Below are 21062 nucleotides of genomic sequence, written 5' to 3' on the forward strand. Positions count from 1 at the left end.
CTTCCTGGTCCTCGTCCGCTAGCCGTGCTGCCTGGATACCGCACGGCTCTGCCGGGCTAAGCCGACTCGGGCGTGGCATCAGCCATCCGGCCGCTACTCCGCCGTCACCCCACACGGGCCGTCGTGCTCGTTGCGGCGCAGGCAGCGGCGGGCGCCGTCGAGCCGGGCGTCACACCAGACTCGGATACGCAGGAACTGGCGATCCTCCTCGCTGAGGGTGGTCTCACCGAAGTCGATGACGGTGACGTGACCGAACGATTCCCGCAGTGCTGCCGCCAGTCTCGTCGTCTCGTCGCGGTTGGTCAGCGTAGTGGGGAGATGAATGACCCAGCGGGGTGCGCTCATCGCTGCCACCTGCCGTTGGGGGAACCGGAGGTGGTGTGGCGGCAGCCGGCGTGGCTGGACTGCCACTGTCGCAGCGCCTGGCGGATGCGCTCCGCCTCGGTGTTCGCGGTGACCACCTCCCGCCGCAGCCGGTCGAGCTCGTCGGCGATCCGGTTGAGGTAGTCGTTGACCTGCGTCGGATCGAAACCGCGCCAGCGGGTGTCGAAGCAGGCAGCACAAACGTGGTGCGGGTATAGGCGTTCGCCGATCACATAAATCATCGCTGCGCCGCCTCCTGCTCGCCGCCCTCTACGGTCCATGCCCTGACAGCGAGGCCGACATCACCGGCAGTTACGTACGACAGCGGCAACGCTTCGAGCAGCCCGTCAGTCGAGTACATGTCCCTCCCTCGCGTTGGTGGGGCGCCGAGGCGGGCGGGGATGGCGCTCGTCGTTCAGGTCGACGCCGCCGGAGCCCAGCACCCGCCCCGGGCCACGCGCCCAGCCTTCGCGATGAGCTGACCGGGTACTACAGCGGCGGAGAAGCCTGCGTGACGCAGAAATGTGGCGTTTACGTACTCACCCAATCGACGGCTTGTTAATACAGTGGCGGCAAAGCGGAGGGAGGTCGACCGTGGCGTTGAAGCGACACCGGCTGTGTCAGCGGCGGAAGGCCCTCGGATACAGCCAGGAGCATCTCGCCAACCTTCTCGGGGTGGAGCGGTCAACCGTGGTGCGCTGGGAGAACGCCGAGACGGATCCGCAGCCCTGGCATCGAGCCCGGATCGCCAACGCTTTGGGAGTTGCGCTCGAACAACTCGACGGCATGCTCGTCGATGTGTCGGTGGCAGCACATCGAGGGCAGACTGTGAAAGACATGGGGCGTGATACCGCTGCTGCCGCTGCCCGGCCCGATCTCTTAGGCGGCCTCCGGACCTTCCTCACCAGCTATCTGACGGACTCCATCCACCCGGCTCCATCGCTGGTCGAGGTGCGGCGATCTGTGGGCAGGTTGCACAACCTCTACCAGCGGGCAAGCTACATCTCCGCGGCCCGACACCTACCGACTGTGCTCACCCAAGCGACGGCCTTAACCAGCGGCGCAAGCGGCATCCACCGCAGCACAGCCTTTCGGTTGCTCGCCGCCGCCTACATCGCCGCATCCAAGCTCGCCGTCAAGGTAGGTGATGGCGAGGCGGCGCTACTGACGGCCGACCGGGCATCGACTGCCGCCCGCCTCGCCGACGATCAGGCACTGGCAGCGGTTGCCGCATGCCAGGCAGCGTGCGGACTGATGACGCAGCCAGGACGAGCAGCCGAGGCCGAGCAGATCGTAAGAACCAGCATCGATAGGCTGGCCGCAGCCCGTCCGGTCGCCGATCCCGACTTGTTGTCCGCGTACGGCGCGTTGCTGCTCCTGGCGGCCGTTATGACTGCCGGGCAAGGCGCGCCGAAGCAAGCCAGCCAGTTCCTGGCCCGCGCCGAATCGCTGGCGACAAGGTTGGGCGCCGACCGCAACCGGCTATGGACCGGCTTCGGGCCGACGAACGTCGTCATTCACGCGGTATCCACCGCCGTCCGAGCCGGCAACGCGGACCACGCCATCGAGATCGGAACCGCACTCGACACGTCGCGGCTGCCGCCAGTGCTCGTCGGCCGCAGAGCGCAGGTACACGTCGACGTAGCCGTGGCGGCACTGATGTCGGGTGACAGGTCCGTCGCGGTGCTGCACCTGCTCGAAGCCGAACGAGTGGGCGCCGAAATGGTCCACGCCAACGTGCAAGCCCGCACGCTACTGCTCGACCTCCTGTCGAAGGAGCGCCGAGCGGCAACGCCAGGGCTGCGTCCGCTCGCGGAGCGGGCCGGGTTGCTGGCATGACTCAGCGACGAGTGCTTGCCCTGGTCGTCTGCGCCGCGCCCCCGGTGCTGCGGATCGGTGAACTGATCAACCTGCTGCAGGACGAGGACTGGACAGTCTGCATAACCGCTACGCCGACCGCCGCAACGTGGATCGACCGGGAAGCCCTTGCCCAGCAAACCGGCTACCCCGTCCGGGTGCAGTGGCGGAAGCCCAACGAACCCGAACCGCACCCGCCGGCCACGGCCGTCGCCGTCGTGCCCGCCACCTTCAACGTGATCAACAAGTGGGCGCAGGGCGTCAACGACACCCTTGCGCTCGGCATCCTCAACGAGGCGCTCGGCGCCGGCATTCCGGTATACGCGTTCCCCAACGTCAAGGAGCAGTTGGCCACTCATCCGAGCTACGACCGTCACCTGCGGCTTCTGCAGGACGCGGCCGTCGCCGTGGCACCCCTGTCTGCTGAGTTGGATTGGCGACTTGTCCTCGACCGACTTGATGTGTCGTCGTTTTGACAGCAAAGTCGTTCCGTGGCGGGACTGTGGTGAAGCCCTTCAGGTCGCTACTTTGCGGTGATGGGTGATCTTGAGTGGGGCATCTACGAACACCTCATCACGCGTGAGTTGGCCGACCGCCTCCAGCATGTCGATTCCGCGCTGATCCAACAGGCGAACCTCGACCCGGCCGACGCGCCCCATGCCCTCGCCCGTCACATCGCCACCATGGCACACCGCGCATTGCACGCTGTCGGTGGCGGCGACGATAAACTCCGCCGCCAGGTTGAGCTCGCCAATCGCATCGCGGAGAGCATTGCCGCTCTCAATCCGCAGGCTGCCACCGCTGCCGACCACATCACAGACGGCAAGCGTCTCCTGCACGCCATCGCCGCCCCGCCAACCCCGCCCGCGCAGCCTGCCTTTCCGTCGCGGCCCACCACCCCGCTCTCCAGCGGCGCGCTGCTGGTCAACGGCCGTCACCAGCCGCGCATCGGCCATGAGGTTAGTCACGAGATGGCCTCCGCCGACCAGGTTGATTTGCTCTGCGCGTTCATCAAGTGGCACGGCCTGCGCATCGTCGAGCCGGCCATCCGCGACCTGATCAAGCGCGGCGGCAGCTTCCGGGTCATCACTACGACCTACCTCGGCGCGACCGACCAGCGCGCCCTCGACCGCCTCGCCGAGTTGGGCGCCGACATCAAGATCTCCTACGAGACCCGCACTACCCGTCTGCACGCCAAGGCGTGGCTCTTCCGCCGCAACAACGGCATGTCTACGGCCTACGTCGGCTCGTCGAACCTCTCCAAGGCCGCGCTGGTCGACGGCGTCGAGTGGAATGTGCGCATCTCCAACATCGAGCAGCCGCACGTCATCGACACGTTCACCGCTACCTTCGAGGACTACTGGAACGACCCGGCCTTCGAGGACTACGAGCCCGACAGGGACGCCGACCGGCTCAGGATCGCGCTGCGCGGGGAGCGCACCGACGACGCGCCCACCGAAATCGCCAACCTAGACGTACGGCCGTACCCATACCAGGCCGAGATCCTGGCCGACCTTGACGCCGAGCGCACAGTCCACGGCCGCTGGCGCAACCTCGTCGTCATGGCGACGGGTACCGGCAAGACCGTCGTCGCGGCACTCGACTACCGGCGGCTCTACCGCGACAAGGCGGTGGACTCGTTGCTCTTCGTCGCTCACCAGGAGCAAATCCTGCGGCAGAGCCTGGCAACGTTCCGCCAGGTAATGGGCGACGGCAGCTTCGGCGAGACGCTCGTCGGCGGCCGCGAGCCGCAGCACTGGCGGCACGTCTTCGCCTCCATCCAGTCGCTGCACCGGCGGGAGATCAACCCCGAGGCGTACGACATGGTGATCGTCGATGAGTTCCACCACGCGGAGGCACCGACCTACGCCCGACTGTTGGAGCGACTGCGGCCACGCGTACTCCTGGGGCTGACCGCGACCCCTGATCGCAGTGACGGCGGCGATGTGCGGCGGTGGTTCGACGGCCGCGCCGCGGTGGAGCTGCACCTGTGGGAGGCGCTGGAGCGGCAGTTGCTGGCACCGTTTCAGTACTTCGGGCTGCACGACGACGTCGACCTATCCCAGCTGCGGTGGAAACGCGGGCAAGGGTACGACCCGGCGGAGCTGGATGGCGTCTACACCGGCAACCATGCGCGGGCGCGGATGGTGCTCCAGGCGGTACGGGACACGGTTGATGTGGGACGGATGCGGGCGCTGGGATTCTGCGTGAGCATCGGGCATGCCGAGTTCATGGCGGACTGGTTCACCGAGCACGGCGTGCAGTCGGCGGCCATCACGTCCCGGGTCGACCCCGCCGGGCGGCAGGCCCTCATCAAGGCCTTCAGGGACGGCACGCTGCGGGTGCTGTTCACCGTTGACCTGTTCAACGAGGGTGTCGACCTGCCGATGGTCGACACCATCCTGATGTTGCGCCCCACCGAGAGCGCCACGATCTTCCTGCAACAGCTCGGCCGCGGTCTGCGCTTGGACGACGACAAGCCGTGCCTGACCGTGCTCGATTTCATTGGCGGGCAGCACGCCAACTTCCGCTTCGACCTGCGCTGGCGTGCCCTGACCGGGGTGAGCCGGCGAGCGATCACCGAAGCCGTACGGGATGACTTCCCGTCCCTGCCAAGTGGGTGCCACATCCAGCTCGACCGGGTGGCGAAGGAGATTGTGCTGGCCAACCTAAGGTCGGCGATGCCGACCTCGAAGACCGGCCTGATACGGGAGCTGCGGCTACTCGGGGACGTCAGCCTGCCTGAGTTCCTGCGCGAGGCCGGCGTGGAGATCGAGGACATCTACCGGTCGGCGAGCATCGGCGGGTGGACCGGGCTGCGGCGGTTCGCCGGGCTGGAGACCTCGTCGCCCGGGCCCGATGACCCCAGGCTGGGCAGGGGCATCGGCCGGATGCTGCACCTCGACGACCCGGACCGGCTCGACCTGCTGGCCCGGGTGGCGGCGGGCGAGCCGCCGGCGGCCGGGCGACTCTGGGACATGCTGCACTTCGACCTCTGGGGGTCGGATGTCCCGCTGACCGAACGGGAGGAGCGGTTGGCGCGGCTCTGGGCCGAGCCGGCGCGCTGCGCGGAGCTGTGGCAGGTGGCTGAGGTGCTGCGCGACCGCATCCGCCGGGTGACCCTGCCCGTCGAAGGGCTGCCACTGCGGGTGCACGCCCGGTACAGCCGCAACGAGGCGTGCGCCGCCTTTGGCATGGCGAACCCGGGCTCGCTGCGGGAAGGGGTCAAGTGGCTGCCGAACGAACAGGCCGATCTCTTCTTCGTCACCCTCGTGAAGTCCGAGGAGCACTACTCCCCCACCACCATGTACGCCGATCGGGCCATCACCGACACCATTTTCCAATGGGAGTCGCAGAGCACCACCTCGTCGACATCAGCGACTGGGCAGCGCTACATCAACCACGAAGAGCGCGGCTCGACGGTGCACCTCTTCATCCGCGAGACGAAGATCGCCGACCGCGACCTCGGCGCGCCGGCGTACCTCTACGCCGGCACCATGTCCTACCGCGAGCACACCGGTGACCGTCCCATGCGCGTCATCTGGCAGCTTCACCACCCACTTCCCGCCGACATGTACGCCGCCGCTCGGGCGATCGCTGCCTGATGGACTAGCACGGCGCGGCGGGGCAGCAGGTCACGACCTGTGGTGTCAGAATCCGGGACCGGCAGATCGACCAGCGGCAGGGGCACTCGTGACCTTCGACTTCCTCATGACGGATCATCCCGCCTGGCACTCCGACGGCTCACATCACGTACGCGCTGTGCTGCTCGACTCAGGGGACGTCGGCGTAGTCGACGTCGTCGGACGCGAGATTTCTACAGCGCTGCCTGTGCCGGCCGTCGACGTCTTCACACTGCCATCCGATCCGCCCGGACAAGCGAGGCTGCTGCACGCGTCGCTGCTGCCGGCAGGAACAGTGGCCCGGATGCGCACACCGAGCCTGTGGGAAGCACTTGCCACAGCGATCATCCGTCAGGTGATCAGGGCGGCACATGCACGAAAGCTCTACCGGAACTTCTGCCACCGCTTCGGAGACCGGATCGCACTATCCGAAGAGATCGATCTGCATGCTTTCCCCCCGCCAGAACGTGTGTTAACACTAAGCGATGACAGCTTCACGGAGAGTGGCATGGCCTTCAAGCGTCGCACCCTCCGAAACGCCGCTGCCGCCTTCCTCACCCATCAGCCGTCCTGGCTGGAACTCGCGCCATCCGTCCTCGTCAAGGAGCTCCAAGCCGTTCCCGGAATCGGGCCATGGAGTGCCGGCGCCGCGGTCGCCGATTGGAGCCACGACTGGTCGCTCTATCCCTATGGCGACCTGGCCGTGCGGACGTGGGCGCGGCACGCCAGCCCGAACCACCCATGGCCGAACGAGGAGCCGGCGTTCGTTCGTGAGTGGCGGCGAGTGACCGGTGAGCAGCTCGCCGTCTATACCGTGCTCACCCTCGCCCACGGAAACCGGCACGTCGCAGCTCTCTAAGGAGCTAATCCTCGGCGCAGCATCGAATGAACAGATCGACCTTCTGCTGGTCAACGCGCCGCTTCGCGACTACTCGCTCCGGCCTCGCGTCAACGACTTCACTCTTCCCGTTCTGGGCATGGGCTACCTCGCGACCTATGCCGCCGCCCAGGGATTCACGGTTGGCGTCCTCGACGGTGAATCGCTTGGCCTCGGCATCGACCGCATCCAGGCAATCGTCAACGAGGCCTCGCCGCGCTGGGCGGGTTTCAACCTTCTCGCGCCTACCTACGAGCTGAGCGCGCGCATTGCGGCTGGTCTCGACCCAGCGATCCGTGTAATGGTCGGCGGACACCAGGCCAAGGCCATGCCCAAAGCCATCATCGAGGATCCGCGGTTCCAACGGTTGGAGGCGCTGATTATCGGCGAGGGCGAGACCCGGGTCGCGGAGCTGCTCGACGATCACCGCCGGCGGGCCGAATTGCCGGGGGTGATGTGGCGTGATCCGATACTCCGAAGGCCGGTAATCGGGGGCCTACCCGGCCGGGCATGGCACTTGGCCCCCGATATCAACGCGCTGCCGTTCCTCGATCGCCGCTTCTTCGCCGCAGATCCGTACCGAACCGACGGTGGCCCGTTAGAAGCGGCGATGGTGGGTGCGCGAGGCTGCCCGTACGACTGTTCCTTCTGCGGCGCTGCCGTCAGCGCCAACCCCGACGTGACGATCAGGACCCGCGAACCCTCCAACATCATTGCGGAGATGGACGACCTCCACGGTCGTTATGGCGTGACGGCCTTCCGGTTCGTCGACGACCTGTTCCTGGGCTATGAACGATTCATCCGCGCCTGTATGGCGGCCTTTACCGAAGCAAATGTCGGCGGCCGATATGTCTGGGACGCCACCGGTCGCATCAATGTCCTGGCCCGCGCCGACGATGCCCTGCTGGAGACCCTCGCCAGGAACGGTTGCCGTGAAGTGGCCCTCGGGATCGAGTCCGGCAGCGAACGCGTCCTGCGGTACATCGGCAAACGCATCACACCGGGTCTCACCAGGGAGGTAGTCCGGCGGCTCACTCGAAACGGCATCAACGTCAAGGGCTACTTCATCCTTGGCCTACCGACCGAGACCCGCGCCGAGTTGGAGACGACGGTCCGGCACGTACGCGAGCTGTGGGACCTCAGCGAGAACGAACCGGGCGACTTCCGGGCAAGCGTCTTCGAGTTCCGGCCCTATCCGGGCACGCCCGAGTGGAACCGGTTGCTAGCAACCGGCCGGTACGAGCCAGGACAGCTCCTCGCCTACACGGCAGTCGATCTCACCGACGAGGGTCTCGACGAGGCGATGCGAGCCCGAGACGAGTTCAACTTTTCGGTAAATCTCCAGTTCGGGGAGGTCGAGTTGCCTCATATACGTCGACGGCTCATCGAGTTGGCCCGAGGCCAGCACGAAAGGATGACCAGCCGGTGAGCGGCCGTTTCGTCGTCCTCGACGGGCCCAGCGGCGTCGGCAAGACGACCGTCACTCGCCTGCTCGCAGGGTTGTTGCAGGCCGACGGCTGGCGCGTGCATCAGACCAAGGAGCCCACCCGAAGTCGCTTGGGTGAGACGGCCCGCTACGGCACAGACGAATACCGTGGGTTGGCCCTCGCCTGTCTGGTCACTGCGGACCGTTATCACCATCTGGCAACCGAGGTCCGGCCCGCACTCGCCGCCGGCAAGGTCGTGCTTTGCGACCGCTACCTCCCCACCAGTCTGGTGCTGCAACAGATGGACGGCGTGGACGCCAACTTCATCTGGACTTTGAACCGATATATCGACCGACCCGACCTGACGATCATCTTGACCGGCGACCCGGTCCGCTCCCGTGCCAGGGCTGAAGCTCGCGGCATTCACAGCCGCTTCCACCGGGGCGGCGCAGAGGCCGGTCGACAGGAACGGGAGCGATACGAGCAAGCGGCGGTAGACCTGGCGGCAGTAGGGTTCCCGGTGCACCTGCACGAGGTGGGCGAGCAGACAGCGGAGCAGGTGGCAAGTGAGGTACACATCCGGGTACGGCTGTTGCTGGGCCATCCGAGCGGTCAGCGCTTGGCGGACAACGCTGCCCGGAGCAGCGAGTCGTAGGTCTCGGTGCTCCTGTCCAGCTCCACACCCAGGGAACGAGCGAAGGCGTCCAGTTCCTGTTGCACCTCGCTCGCTGGCCGCCCATCCCCCACCATCGCCTCGATTTCGAAGAAGGTGCCCAGCCCTTCGACTTCGTCGAGGCAGAGCATCATCCAGCCCAGCCGGGCTGTCCGACGGACCTTGACGATCCGGGTAGTCGGATAGAAGCCCATAGCCAGAATCGCGGAGTGCATCTCGTCCCGAGCGAGCACCTCGGTCTCGTGCTCGGCGCAGGCCAGTTCATTGTCGTGTGGCTTCTTCACACAGAAGGTGTGTCGTCCATTTTCAGTCCGCAGCCGCGCAAACGTCTGACCGACCTTGCTCTGTCCGTAGCTCCAGCCGTTCGCCGCGTACGCCTGATCGTCCTGCCGGATCGGCTCGGAGAGCAGGCACCCACGATGATTGAGCGCGTGGACCAGTGAGACAGGATCGGTGACCCGATACTTCACCTCGATCTCTCGAACGGCGTCGGCCATCGCGTCCCCATGCGGCAGAGCGGTCATGTACCGCGCCACTCAACCACAGCTGCGATGTGAATCCCGGCAGACACCCATGCCGCGATCGGCTTCGGTTCGCCGGGTCTTACCGCGCTGAGGAGATCCGCAGACCGTCCTGCCCGTCATCTCGCGGCCGCCGGCGCTGCCACCACGACCGCAGCGCTCGCCCGATGAGCACCGCGGAGACGACGCCCGGCCCACAGTGGACCAGCAGCACCCCGGCCAGGCTCGGGCCGCCCCAGTCGAGCCGGTAGCTAGCGGGGTCGGTCATGTCGATGACGAACGGCTCGGCGGCGGCGCGGACGATCAGGTACAGCCCCAGCAGCACCCCGAAGCCCATGAGGATCTTCTTCATGGCGGCGACGCTAAGCGGGGAGTGCCGGCACCGGCGTCACTCCCCGGTAGCATCCTCGCCCCCGTACCACGGTAGGGGGCCGGGCGGACGGACCCGGCGCCGCCCGAGCCCGTCCGCGCCGCTCAGCGGCTACTCGTTGCGGGCCGTCTCCGGGCCGGTGATGCGCCGCAGCAGCGGCAGCGTCGAGGCGATGATCCCGAGCGACACCACCAGCCCACCGGCCACCATCAGCCAGAACGTCGGCTTCGGCGCCATCAGCGTGTACTCCAGCTGCGCGCGGAGGAACAGGTGCGCGGCCAGGAAGCCCATGCCGATGGCGACAACGGCGACGACCAGCAGCGGCACCACGGTCTCCAGGGCGACCACCCGGTGCAGGGTCCGCAGCCGCACGCCGGTGAGGCGCAGCATGGCGAACGGCCGCCTCCGGTCGCTGAGCCCGCCGGCGACGCTCACCGCGAGGCTGCAGCCCGCGATGGGGAGGCTGGCGAGCATGACCACGTTGGCCAGTTGCTGGAACTGGATGAGCTGCCGCGCGGACTGGGCTGCCCATTCGGCGCCGCTGGCGGGGAAGCGTCCGAGCGGGAAGGCGTTGATGAGCGCGGTGCGGGCCTGCTCGAACGCCGCCGGGCTGGTGGTGTTGACGACCAGCGACAGGATCGGTTGCCGGTCCGCCTTGGCGGGGGTGACGGCGGCGGCCTCCCAGACGTGGTCGCCGTCGGCGAGGTCGTCGGCGTTGAGCCCGATCAGGTCGACGGGCACCGCGGCGACCTGGGCGCCGGCCGGGCATCTGCCGAACACCTCCAGGCGGTCCAGCTCGGCGCAGGTGATCAGGCCGTGCCACCCGTCCGGGTCCGGGTTCTCCCGCAGGACGGTCACGCTGCGTACCCCGGGGATGGTGGCGAGGCCGGCGGGGATCTGGTCTGCGGTCGGTGCGGGCCCGTCCTCCGGCCAGAAGGTCTTCGACAGCGACGTGGCGGCGATCGACGCGGTGCTCGGCGCGCCGCGGTTGGCGACGAACGTGGTGATGGTGCCGGTCGCCACGCTCGTGACGAACAGCGCCACGATCAGGCCGCTGACGGAGCGGAAGCCGGCCTGCGGATTGTCGGCCAGCCGCCGCCCGGCGATGAGCGCCGCCGGCCGGCTGGCCCGCCCGGCCATCACGCGGGCACCCGTCATGGTCAGCCACGGCCCGGCGAGCACCAGGCCGACGAGGATCAGCAGGAACCCCGAGAGGTACGCGGTGAGCTGCCCGTTGGTGGTGGCGGGGCGCCGCCCGATGAAGTAGGCCAGCTCGGCGAGCCCCGCGACGAGCGGGATGAGGCGCCAGGCGCGCGGCGGATTCGGGGTGACGCGCCGGTTGACGCCCAGCGGGGAGATCTGCACGCGGCGCAGCGCCAGCCAGGACGCGACGACCGCGCCGAGCGGGATGCCGACCGCGACCAGCAGCACGTCGACGGTGGTGAGTGACAGATCGGCGGCGAAGAACCGCTCGCCGGTGAACGGGATGGCCGCGACGGCGGGCCGCAGGGCGAGGAAGAGGCCGAACCCGGCGGCGGTGCCGACGGCGGCGGCGAGGGCGGACTCCACGGCCGAGATGAGGGCGATCTGCCGTGGCGTGGCGCCGACCAGCCGCATCGCGGCGAAGCGCTGCTCGCGGCGGGTGGCGGCCAGCCGGGTGGCGGTGCCGATGAAGATGAGTACGGGGAAGAGCAGCGCGGCGGCGACGACGGAGAGCAGCAGCGTCATCGCGGCCTTGTTGAAACCGATGTAGCAGCCGTTGGGGCACTCGCTGGGCGAGGTGGTCATGATCTGGTCGACCTGCCGCCCGCCGAGTTGCTGCAGCTCGGCCGGGGTGCGGCCGATGACGACCAGGAGTGAGTCCGGGGAGGGCAGGGCCTCGCGGCCGATCGTGCCGAAGTCGTGGCCGGGGAACCGGTCGGCGAGTTCCGCGGCGGGGGTCGTCCGCAGCAGCTCGGCGAGGGCGGGCGAGACGTAGTACTCCCCCGGCGCGGGCAGGCGCGGCAGGCCCGGCGGGACGGGCGCGCCCGGGCCGGTGGCGGCCAGGTCGACGCGGCCGATGGACTCGCCCTGGTGGTAGTCCTCCCGGATCAGCCACCACAGCGCGTCGTCGGTCGGGTCCGCGGAGGCCGGGGCGACGGCGGTGTTGAGCCACGCGTACCGCTGGTTCTGCCCGCCGACGGCGTTCATGCCGGCGAGGGCCGTGAGGAGCATGCCGACGCCGAGCGCCACGGCGGTGGCGATGACGGCGAGCCGGGTGGCGGCCTCGCGCCCGCCGGCCAGGGTGAGGCGTACGGCGAAGCGGATCATGCGCGCACCAGCGCGTTCACCGTGCCGTCGCGGACGATGACCTGCCGGTCGGCGTACGCGGCGACGCGGGCGTCGTGGGTGACCAGCACGACGGTGGTGCCCTGCTCGCGGGCGGAGGTGACCAGGAGGTCCATGACCTGTTCGCCGGTCAGCGAGTCGAGCGCGCCGGTCGGTTCGTCGGCGAAGAGCGCGCCGGGCCGGGCCACCAGCCCACGGGCGAGCGCGACCCGTTGTGCCTGACCGCCGGACAGCTCGCCGGAGCGGCGCTGCTCCAGGCCGCCGAGCGCGAGCCGGTCGAACCAGGGTCGCGCGGCCTTGAGGGCGGCGGTGCGCTTGACGCCGCTGAGCAGCAGCGGCAGGGCGACGTTCTCCTCGGCGGTCAGCTCGGGCACGAGCTGACCGAACTGGAACACGAAGCCGAACTGGTCGCGGCGCAGGGCGCTGCGGCGGCTCTCACTGAGGGTGTCGATGCGGTGGCCGTCGAAGTGGATCTCACCGGCGTCGGGCACCAGGATCCCGGCGAGGCAGTGCAGCAGGGTGGACTTGCCGGAGCCGCTCGGCCCCATGATGGCGACGATCTCGCCGGGGGCGACCGAGACGCTGGCGCCGCGCAGGGCCGGGGTCTCGCCGAAGGAGAGGACGACGTCGCGGGCCTCGACGGACTTCATGGGCGTACCACCATCTCCTTGAGGGCGTCCAGGCGGGCGACCGTGGTGTCGATCCAGTGCAGGTCGGCCTCCAGGTGGAACAGGCCGTGGTCGGCGAGCATGGTGTCGACCAGGTTGCCGCCGCGCTTGATGTCGGTGAGCTCCTTCATCCGCTGGAGGTGCGTGGCGCGCTGGGCGTCGAGGTACTCCTCGGCGGGGCGGCCGAGCATGAGCGACAGCACGACCTTGGTGAAGAGCACGGTCTGGAGATTGGGCTCGGCCTCGACGGGCTCGGTGAGCCACGACTCGACCTCGGTGGCGCCGCGGTCGGTGATGACGTAGCGCTTGCGCTCGGGCCCGACGCCCGGCTCCACCTCACCGACCACGATCTTCCCGTCGCGGACGAGGCGGCCGAGGGTCGCGTAGACCTGGCCGAACGGCAGGGGCTTGCCCCGGCTGAAGAAGGTGTCGTAGTCGCGCTTGAGGTCGTAGCCGTGACTGGGCTCGCGTTCGAGCAGGCCGAGGAGGGTCATGGGAACGCTCATGCGATCACCATACCCCGAGGGTATACCTCGCGTATATACCTCCGGCGTACACCGTCTGAGCTGGCCGGAACGAGGAGCGGGGCCGGCCCTTGCGGACCGGCCCCGCTTGTGGGGCGTACCCCTGGATCAGCGGCGGCGCTCGACCACCGTCAGGGTGAAGTCGTCGTACGACGGCGCGTGCTTCCTGTCACCGCCGTACACCGCCCGCACCTGGTGGGTGCCGGGCCGGGGCAGCCGGTCCACCGTGCAGCTGGCGACGCCCTTCTTCACCTTGGCCTCGCAGAGCACGTCCTCACCGATGAGGAACTGCACCGGGCCGGTCGCCGAACCCGGCTTGACCGTGGCGGTCAGCTTGACGCTCTTGCGCCAGGTCGCCGTCACGTCGTCGGCGTGCACCGACGTCCGGATCAGCTCCTCGCCCGCGGCCTTCGTCACGGTCACCACGCGGTTGGCGACCGCCTGGTTGCCGTTGGTGTCGGAGACCAGGTAGGTGAGCGGGTAGCTGCCCGGGGTACGGGTGTCGACGGCGCCGACCACCTGGATCCGGTCGGTGACGTCGCCGTCGGTGTTGTCCCGCGCCGTGACGCCGGCCAACGGGTCGAAGGCCGCGCCCTGCTTCACCGTGGTCGTGGCGGGGACGGTCAGCACCGGCGGGGTGACGTCCGTGCCGGCCGCGGTGGCCGTGAAGACGCCGCCGAACTGGTCCACCGAGCCGACCTGCTCGCCGTCGCCGGTGCGGCTGGTGCTCGTCCACGCGTACAGCTCGCCCTCGGTCAGGCCCTTCCACTCCACGCTGGCCGGCCACCCGGACTTCGCGGTGGCCTCACCGATCACCGTGTCGGTCGGGGTGACCACGGCCAGGCTGTCCGTGCCGAAGCTCGTGGTGCGGCTGGACAGGTCGATCGGCAGCACCATGTTGTCCTCGGCGCCGTTGTAGCGCTTGCGGTCGTCGTACTCGGTGGCCCCGAAGTTGTCGAGCATCGGCGAGTAGGTGTCGATGCTCATCTCGGACCGGTCCACGTCGATCTGCAGCAGCCGCAGGAAGCTCGCGCCGAACTGGAGCAGGTCGCTCGCCCTGTGGTCGACGGTCCCGTCGCCGTCGAGGTCGAGGTTGCCGTTGGCGTCGACCTTCTCCGGCCACAGCTCCCCCGCGGTCATCTTGTAGAACTGGTAGTCCGCGAGCAGCTCCACCACGTCGTGCGCCACCGTCACGCCGACACCGGTCTTCAGGTTGGTGCCGACGCCGTGCTCGTGGCCGGCGAGGACCAGGAACACGTTCGGGTTGTTCCGGACGATCGTCGAGAAGGCCCGGGAGCCGTCGGTGGAGAAGTTGGCGCCGCGGCCGTCCGGGGTGGTCGACGGCGCGAGGTACGCGTGGGTCAGCAGGATGCCGTTGCGGTCGTGGTACCGCTGGAACACCGAGCTGGCCCAGTCGGCCTCGGCCTGCGTGACGCCGTACGACAGGCCCACCGCCACGAAGTCCAGGCCACCCGCGGTGAACAGGACGTAGTTGTTCTGGTTGTCCCTGCCCCGGGTGACCGTGTTGCCCGCCGGGTCGGTGGTCTCGTCCCACGCGTGGTAGGACGCCTTCGACACGGCCGGCCACTTCTGGGACCCCTCGTAGTAGCGGTCCGGGCCGTAGTAGCGGTTGAAGCGCGAGGTCGGGCCGGTCTCGTTGCCGCCCTGGTTGTCGTGGTTGCCGGCGACGACCTGGTTGACGAGTCCGGCGTCGTCGAGCGTCCGCTGCGCCTCGGAGGTGAACTGGAACTCGCGGGTCACCTGCTCGTCCAGCCCCGGGTAGAGCAGGTTGCCGCTGGAGTCCCTGGCGAGCGGGTCGGAGTAGTCGTTCTCGATGACGTCACCGGTGTGCGCGGTGTACGCGATCTTCTTCCCGCCGGCGTTGTCGGCCAACCACCGGGTGGTGTCCCGGTAGGACTTCTGCCAGAGTGCCCGCTCCTCCATCGTCATCTTGTCGGTCGGCTCGTCGACGCCGTCGAAGTCGTCGTACGTGCCGCCGGCGGCACCCTCCGCCAGGTACTGGGTGTCCGTGAAGTGGGCGAGCGAGAAGTCGTACGTCGACGGGTCCTCGAAGTGGTCACGGTTCGCCGGGTCGTTGGCGGACGCGTCGCGCGGGGCGAGGTCGTCGGCGAACGGGTCGGCGCCGACCACCAGCACGTGGACCACGCCACCGTCGACCAGCTCGGGCCGGACGACGGCCTTCAGCGCGGTGTCACCCTCGGCCTGGCCGCGGGCGGTGGCCAACTGCGTCCACGCCCGCGCGGTGGTGTCCCACGCGAGCAGCGAGACGGCCCGCTCGGGGTCGACCACGCCGCTCCACAGGATCTGGCGGCGCTCACCCGACGCCGGCACCTGCACGTCGAACCGCTGGAACGGGATGTTGCCCGTGGACGGGCTGGTCGCCAGCTTGCCGTCGGGACGCGGGCTCGCCCCGATCTGGCCGCCCTCGGTGTAGGAGAAGTCCAGCGTGGACGGCATGACGGGCACGACGCCCTGGAAGCCGCCCACCGGCACGCTCGGCGTGGCCTGCTTGAAGGTGGTGGTCACCGGGCCGCCGTCGGGGTTGTGCGCGATGGCCGACAGCGTCACGCGGCCGCTGCCCTGGCCGACGTCCGTGCCGCCGGAGGTGGGGATGGCGTCCGAGGTGAAGGTGACGGTCTTCGTGACCGCCTTGCCGAAGACGTCGGTGGCCGTGATCTCCAGGGTGTGGGTGCCGGACTTCAGGCCGGCGCCGACCTCCTGGCCGACCTGGACGGGCGTGCCGTCGAGCAGGTACCGCCAGCCGGTGGCGTTGCCCTGGTTGGTCACCGTCACCTGGAGCTCCGTGGGCCGGCTCAGGTGGGCGCCCTGCGCCGGGACGGTCGAGGTGACGGTGACACCGGCGTCCCGGACGGTGCCGAGCGCGGCGACGTTGAGGGCCTGCACCTCGTCCAGGGTGAGCACCCGGGAGTAGATCCGCGCGTTGCGCACGGTGGCCGGCGCCCAGAACTGGTTGACCGAGTCGGCGCCCACGTAGAAGGAGTTGCGGGCGGCGCCGCCGGGCAGCCCGAGCGGGGCGGGCGCGGCGACCGTGGCGGCCAGGACGCCGTCGACGTACAGCCGGGCCACCGCGCCGTCCCAGGTGCCGACGGCGTGGTACCAGCGACCGGATGAGATCGGCACCTGGGCGTTGCGGTAGGCGCCGTTGGCGTACACGGCGAAGGTCAACTTGTCGCCGTAGACGACGATCGAGTACCCGCCGGTCTCCTTCTCCGAGCAGACCGAGTGCTCGCCGGAGTTGGGCAGGGTGCCGTTGTCCTTGAAGGTGCACTCGATCGAGACCTGGTTGCGGATCTTCTCCCACTGCGCGTCGCCCATCGCGTACGCGTACGCGTCGTTGGCGCCGTCGAAGGACGCGACCGGCACCTTCACCGCGCTGTCCTGCGCGATGACCGGCTCGCCGACGGTGGTGACGGCGAGGTTCTGCGCGTCGTCGCGCGGGGTGTTGTCGTCGAAGTCGACGTCGAGGACGTCGGCGACCGGCACCGGCGGCGTGAGCCCGTACGCCGAGGCCAGCTCGGCCGCCTGGGCGGGGTCCAGCGCCGCGTCCCACACCTTGCTGGCGGCGAAGGAGGACGGCGGGGCGACCTGCCCGATGCCGGAGGGCGCCGCGTCGGCGCCGATCACGAACCGGCGGGCGGTCGCGGCCGGTAGCGCGAGCACGCCGCTGGCCGGGGTGGAGCCGGCGAGCTGGCCGTTGAGGTACAGGCGCAGCGTCTGGCCGTCCCAGACGGAGAGCGCGTGGTACCAGCGGTTGCCGGCGATCGGCGTCAGCACCGACTTGTAGCCGCCGCCGATGTGGGCCATCGTGCCCAGGTTGCCGCCGTTGACGTAGACCGAGAAGCCGCCGCCCTCCTTGTCGGAGCAGAGGTCCTTCTCGCCGCTCACCGGCATGGTGGTGTCGATCCGGAAGACGCACTCGATGGCGAAGCCGGTGGAGAACCGGCCCCACTGGTCGGCGAGGTCGAAGGAGACCGCGTCGTCGACGCCGTCCACCCGCAGGATGTCGTGGCCGAACGCCGCGTCGGTGCGGTAGGTGGGGGCGCCCCAGGTGGTGGGGGCGAGGCCCTGGGCCCGGTCGGTGGCGGCGCCGCCGGTGAAGGCGACGTCGAGCACGTCGGCGGCGGGGACGGTGACGGCGGCGGCCGCCGGGTCGAGGTTCGAGGTCGGCGCGTCCTGGGCGGGCAGCAGCAACGCGCCGCCGGCCACCACGAGCCCGAGGGCGGACGCGCCGAGACGGCGCCACCCTCGGGCCATCGGATGGAGTCGTGTCGCCACGACATCTCCTTTCTGGGGTTACTTCTCTGGGTGTGGGAGGGGGTCGTTGGGCGGCATCCGCGTCGGGGCGAGGATTGGTCAGGTCCCGGGCAGGCCGGTCACGGCGGCGGCGGAGATGCCGAGGCCGATGAGGGTGATCCCGCAGGCCGCCAGCACGGGGGCGACCCGCGCGGCCCGCCGCAGGAGGGAACGGGACGAGGCGGCGCGCACCACGAGGGAGCGTCCGGTCAGCGCCAGGAGCCCCACGGTGAACAGGACCGTGGCGAGCCCGAGGCCGAAGCAGGCCACGAGGACGAGCGCGAAACCGGCCCGGCCGGCGAAGATCCCGGTCACCAGCAGGAGGAAGGCCGCCGGCGACGGGGTGAGACCGCCGGACACGCCCAGCAGGAGGAGCCCCGGCCGGGACGCGCCGCCGTGGTCGTGAGTGTGGCCGTGGGAGTGGTCGTGCGGGTGGCCGTGGCCACGATGGCGCAGGTGGCGTCCCAGTAGCCAGAGGCCCACGGCGACGACGGTGAGGCCGGCTACCAGCTGCAGCCCGGTGGTCAGGCGTTCGAGGCTGACCAGGTCGGAGAGGGTGAAGAAGGTCCAGGCGACCGCGACGGCCAGCACCGAGACGGTGTGCATGGCGGCCACCGACAGGCCCAGCCAGGCGGCGTCGCGGACCCGGCCTCGGGAGCCGACCAGGTACGCGGCCGCGAGGCTCTTGCCGTGGCCGGGCGCGAGGCCGTGCGCCGCTCCCGCCCCGAAGGCGATCACCAACGCCACCGGCACGAAGCCCGGTGACTGCACCGCCCCGACCAGGCGGTCGCCGAGCTCGGCGGCTCCGAACAGGTCGGCGGGGAGCAGTGCCCGGGGGTCGAGCCCGAGGCCGGCCGCGGACGCGCCGACGCTGCTGGTGGCGTTCATGGGTCAGGCCTTTCGTCGCCGCCGGCGGTACCAGAAGATCCCGGCGGCGACGGCCGCGAGCATGACGCCGCCGACGACCACGAGCTGCCGGGCGCTCTGCTCCGCGGGGGTCGCGGCGGCGGTCCGGGTCGACGCGGGGCCGGAACCGTCTCCGACCCGCCACTGCGCCGACTCGTGCGCGGCGTCGTACACCGCCGTCTGCCCGTCGGGACCACGGGCGAGCGTGCGGTAGGCCTCGTGCAGGTCGGTGAGCATCCGGGCGGTCACGGTCACCGTGCCGACCGGCGCGGCGCAGGTGAAGCGCAGCTCGGCGCCGCGGGACGCCAGGTCCTCGGCGACGTCGACGTCGCCGGCGCAGGACCGCCCGTCCTGGGTCACGGTGATCCGCTCGGCCAGGTAGCCGGCGAAGGCGGGCGCGTGGGCCAGCGCCGCCGCGTCGGAGGCCTCGTAGGTGACCGCGCCGTCGAGCATCACCCGATCCTTCGGGAGCACCCCGAGGGAGATGCCGAGCAGGGTCAGGTCGTCGGTGCCGCCCACCCGCCAGCGGACCCGCACACCGCGTTCGCCCTCACCATCGACCTCGATCTGCTGTGGAGCCCCGAAGGGATGCGCCGAGGCGGCGTCCGGAGCGAGCCCGACGAGCAGCACCAGCGCCAGAAGTCCCCAGGCGTGGCGCCGGAAACGGCGCCGGGCACGACGGGGGGACGGCACAGTGGACTCTCATTCGCTCGGCGGGCGGGCGGAAACCCGGTGATCGTTTCGACCACAGGTGACCGACGAGGTCACGGGACCTGAGCGAACGTTGACGCGAAGATTGCCGAACCGCGAAGACTGGCGGCGTCGCGCGCACCGTCAGCGGCGACGCGGACGAGGATGCGTGCCGGCGGGCCCGCGTCCTCGTCCGCGTACGGCCGGGGTCAGGCCTCGGCCGGGCCCTCGTTGACTCGGCGGACGTCGACCTCGACGTCCAGCCCGGCCTCGATGAAGAGCTCGACGAACCGCTTCGCCCACTCCATCGCCTCGTCCTTGGACCGCACCTCCATGAGCGCGAACCCGGCGATGAGCTCCTTCGTCTCGGTGAACGGGCCGTCGACGACGGTGGTCTTGCCCTTCTCGACGGTGATCCGCCCGGACTCCTTGCTGCTCTTCTCGAGGCCCTCGCCCGCGAGCAGCACGCCCGCGTTCACCGCCTCCCCGACGAAGGCACCCATCCGCGCCATGAACTCCGGGCTCGGGTCGAAGGCGCCGGGCTGGTTCTCGTCGAGCTTGTGCATGAGCATGTAGCGCATCTCAGATGTTCCTCTCCGAAGCGGCCCGCGAGTGCGGACCCTGGTGGCTTTCACTGACGCGTCGAGCGGGCCGGGCGCGATCCGACATCACGTCTCAAGATTTTTCCGGCGACTTTCGGCGGCCCGGTCGAGCAGCAGCGCCCGCTCGCGCGCGTTGCCGGCGAGGGACGCGGCGCGCTCGAACTCGCGCCGGGCCTCGTCGTACCGGCCGAGCCGGCTGAGCAGGTCACCGAGCACGGCGGGCAGCAGATGGTACTGCGCGAGCGCCGGTTCGTCGGCCAGCGCCCGCGCCGCCTCCAGGCCGGCGGCGGGGCCGTGGGCCTGCGCGATCGCGACGGCGCGGTTCAGCTCGACCACGGGCGAGGGCACCAGCCGGGCCAGCTCCCCGTAGAGCGCGGCGATCCGCCCCCAGTCGGTCTCCTCGGGCGTACGCGCCCGCGCGTGGTAGGCCGCGATCTCGGCCTGGAGGGCGTACGGGCCGGGCCGATCGGTGCGGGCCCGGTCGAGGGCGGCGAGGCCCCGGCGGATGAGCAGCTGGTCCCAGCGTCCGCGGTCCTGGTCGTTGAGGAGGATCGGCTCGCCGTCGGGGCCGGTGCGGGCGCGGGTGCGGGAGGCCTGGATCTCCAGCAGCGCGGCGAGCCCGTGCACCTCGGGCTCGTCGGGCATCAGGGCCTGCAACTGCCGGGCCAGCCGCAGCGCCTCCTGACACAGGGTGGGACGCATCCAGTCGTCCCCGGCGGTGGCCGCGTACCCCTCGTTGAAGATCAGGTAGACGACCTCCAGCACCGAGTCGAGGCGTTCGGCGCGGTCGGCCGGGCCGGGGACCTCGAACGGCACACCGGCGTTGGCGAGGGTCTGCTTGGCGCGGGTGATCCGCTGCCCGACGGTGGACTCGGTGGTGAGGAAGGCGCGGGCGATCTCACCCGTGGTCAGGCCGCCGACCAGCCGCAGGGTCAGCGCGGCCCGCGCGAGGGGCGAGAGCACCGGGTGGCAGGCCACGAAGATCAGCCGGAGCAGGTCGTCCTCGATCCGGTCCTCTCCGACCGCGTCGAAGTCGGGCAGGACGTGCTCGTCGAGTTCGCGGCCGAGTGCGGCGACGACGCGCTGCCCGGTCTGCTGGCGGCGCACCAGGTCGACGGCCCGCCGCTTGCCGACGGTCGTCAGCCACGCGCCGGGGTTGCCCGGTACGCCGTCACGCGGCCACTGTTCGAGGGCGGCGACCAGCGCGTCCTGGGCCAGCTCCTCGGCCTGCCCGACGTCGCGGACGATGGCGGCGATGGCGGCGACGACCCGCCCGGCCTCCATCCGCCACACGGTCT

General features: G+C 70.0%; 17 protein-coding genes and 1 pseudogene. 6 read left to right on the top strand and 12 right to left on the bottom strand.

All coding sequences use genetic code 11. The features are described from left to right. Window positions 1-96: 96 nt before the first annotated feature. Together SM573_RS04505 and SM573_RS04510 are read right to left on the bottom strand one after the other, a co-directional pair. Window positions 97-345 (bottom strand): annotated as a pseudogene (locus SM573_RS04505) (hypothetical protein); the annotation flags it as partial. Beyond that, on the bottom strand, window positions 342-605 hold the full coding sequence (locus SM573_RS04510) for a DivIVA domain-containing protein (RefSeq protein WP_474615530.1): 264 nt from the start codon (window positions 603-605) through the stop codon (window positions 342-344). The gene SM573_RS04510 and the pseudogene SM573_RS04505, both read right to left, overlap by 4 nt. Window positions 606-957: 352 nt before the next feature. Between SM573_RS04510 and SM573_RS04515 the strand changes: the two genes are divergently transcribed. The 6 genes from SM573_RS04515 to tmk all read left to right on the top strand — a co-directional run bounded on the left by SM573_RS04515 (window position 958) and on the right by tmk (window position 8802). Then, window positions 958-2202 (top strand): helix-turn-helix transcriptional regulator, encoded by a 1245-nt coding sequence (locus tag SM573_RS04515; RefSeq protein ID WP_474615531.1) that lies wholly within the window; start codon window positions 958-960, stop codon window positions 2200-2202. Beyond that, window positions 2199-2696, top strand: a complete 498-nt coding sequence (locus tag SM573_RS04520; protein ID WP_474615532.1) for a flavoprotein — start codon at window positions 2199-2201, stop codon at window positions 2694-2696. Before SM573_RS04515 ends, SM573_RS04520 begins: the two co-directional genes overlap by 4 nt. A gap of 60 nt (window positions 2697-2756) precedes the next feature. Further along, the gene (locus SM573_RS04525) at window positions 2757-5825 is read left to right on the top strand and encodes a DEAD/DEAH box helicase (protein ID WP_474615533.1); all 3069 of its coding nucleotides are present in this window, start codon (window positions 2757-2759) and stop codon (window positions 5823-5825) included. 88 nt (window positions 5826-5913) lie between these two features. Further along, on the top strand, window positions 5914-6702 hold the full coding sequence (locus tag SM573_RS04530; protein ID WP_474615534.1) for a DNA glycosylase family protein: 789 nt from the start codon (window positions 5914-5916) through the stop codon (window positions 6700-6702). Continuing rightward, the gene (locus SM573_RS04535; protein ID WP_474615535.1) at window positions 6635-8149 is read left to right on the top strand and encodes a B12-binding domain-containing radical SAM protein; all 1515 of its coding nucleotides are present in this window, start codon (window positions 6635-6637) and stop codon (window positions 8147-8149) included. The genes SM573_RS04530 and SM573_RS04535 overlap by 68 nt, the downstream gene beginning before the upstream one ends. Then, the gene (tmk, locus tag SM573_RS04540) at window positions 8146-8802 is read left to right on the top strand and encodes a dTMP kinase (protein WP_474615536.1); all 657 of its coding nucleotides are present in this window, start codon (window positions 8146-8148) and stop codon (window positions 8800-8802) included. Before SM573_RS04535 ends, tmk begins: the two co-directional genes overlap by 4 nt. On the opposite strand, the gene SM573_RS04545 is transcribed toward tmk, so the two are convergent. The 10 genes from SM573_RS04545 to SM573_RS04590 all read right to left on the bottom strand — a co-directional run bounded on the left by SM573_RS04545 (window position 8760) and on the right by SM573_RS04590 (window position 21048). Next, a complete protein-coding gene (locus tag SM573_RS04545; RefSeq protein WP_474615537.1) occupies window positions 8760-9344 on the bottom strand; it encodes a class IV adenylate cyclase in 585 nt (194 codons plus the stop codon). The genes tmk and SM573_RS04545 overlap by 43 nt on opposite strands. Window positions 9345-9423: 79 nt before the next feature. Further along, on the bottom strand, window positions 9424-9693 hold the full coding sequence (locus SM573_RS04550) for a hypothetical protein (protein WP_474615538.1): 270 nt from the start codon (window positions 9691-9693) through the stop codon (window positions 9424-9426). 129 nt (window positions 9694-9822) lie between these two features. Continuing rightward, entirely contained in the window at window positions 9823-12021 is a 2199-nt protein-coding gene (locus SM573_RS04555) for an FtsX-like permease family protein (RefSeq protein ID WP_474615539.1), read from the bottom strand. Next, window positions 12018-12689, bottom strand: coding sequence for an ABC transporter ATP-binding protein (locus tag SM573_RS04560; protein ID WP_474615540.1), 672 nt, complete (start codon window positions 12687-12689; stop codon window positions 12018-12020). Before SM573_RS04560 ends, SM573_RS04555 begins: the two co-directional genes overlap by 4 nt. Then, a complete protein-coding gene (locus SM573_RS04565) occupies window positions 12686-13213 on the bottom strand; it encodes a PadR family transcriptional regulator (RefSeq protein ID WP_474611912.1) in 528 nt (175 codons plus the stop codon). Before SM573_RS04565 ends, SM573_RS04560 begins: the two co-directional genes overlap by 4 nt. 126 nt (window positions 13214-13339) lie before the next feature. Then, on the bottom strand, window positions 13340-17548 hold the full coding sequence (locus SM573_RS04570) for a LamG-like jellyroll fold domain-containing protein (protein WP_474615541.1): 4209 nt from the start codon (window positions 17546-17548) through the stop codon (window positions 13340-13342). A gap of 78 nt (window positions 17549-17626) precedes the next feature. Next, window positions 17627-18454 (bottom strand): cobalt transporter, encoded by an 828-nt coding sequence (locus SM573_RS04575; RefSeq protein ID WP_474615542.1) that lies wholly within the window; start codon window positions 18452-18454, stop codon window positions 17627-17629. Window positions 18455-18457: 3 nt separating this feature from the next. After that, window positions 18458-19165: a hypothetical protein gene (locus SM573_RS04580; protein ID WP_474615543.1), complete on the bottom strand. Its 708-nt coding sequence runs from the start codon at window positions 19163-19165 to the stop codon at window positions 18458-18460. A 206-nt stretch (window positions 19166-19371) separates the two neighbouring features. After that, a complete protein-coding gene (locus SM573_RS04585; protein WP_474611908.1) occupies window positions 19372-19743 on the bottom strand; it encodes a YciI family protein in 372 nt (123 codons plus the stop codon). Between the two features lie 87 nt (window positions 19744-19830). After that, window positions 19831-21048 carry an RNA polymerase sigma factor gene (locus SM573_RS04590; RefSeq protein WP_474615734.1) on the bottom strand — a complete coding sequence of 406 codons (1218 nt, stop codon included), beginning with the start codon at window positions 21046-21048 and terminating at the stop codon, window positions 19831-19833. Window positions 21049-21062 lie beyond the last annotated feature (14 nt).

This window comes from Micromonospora xinjiangensis (genome assembly GCF_056150165.1).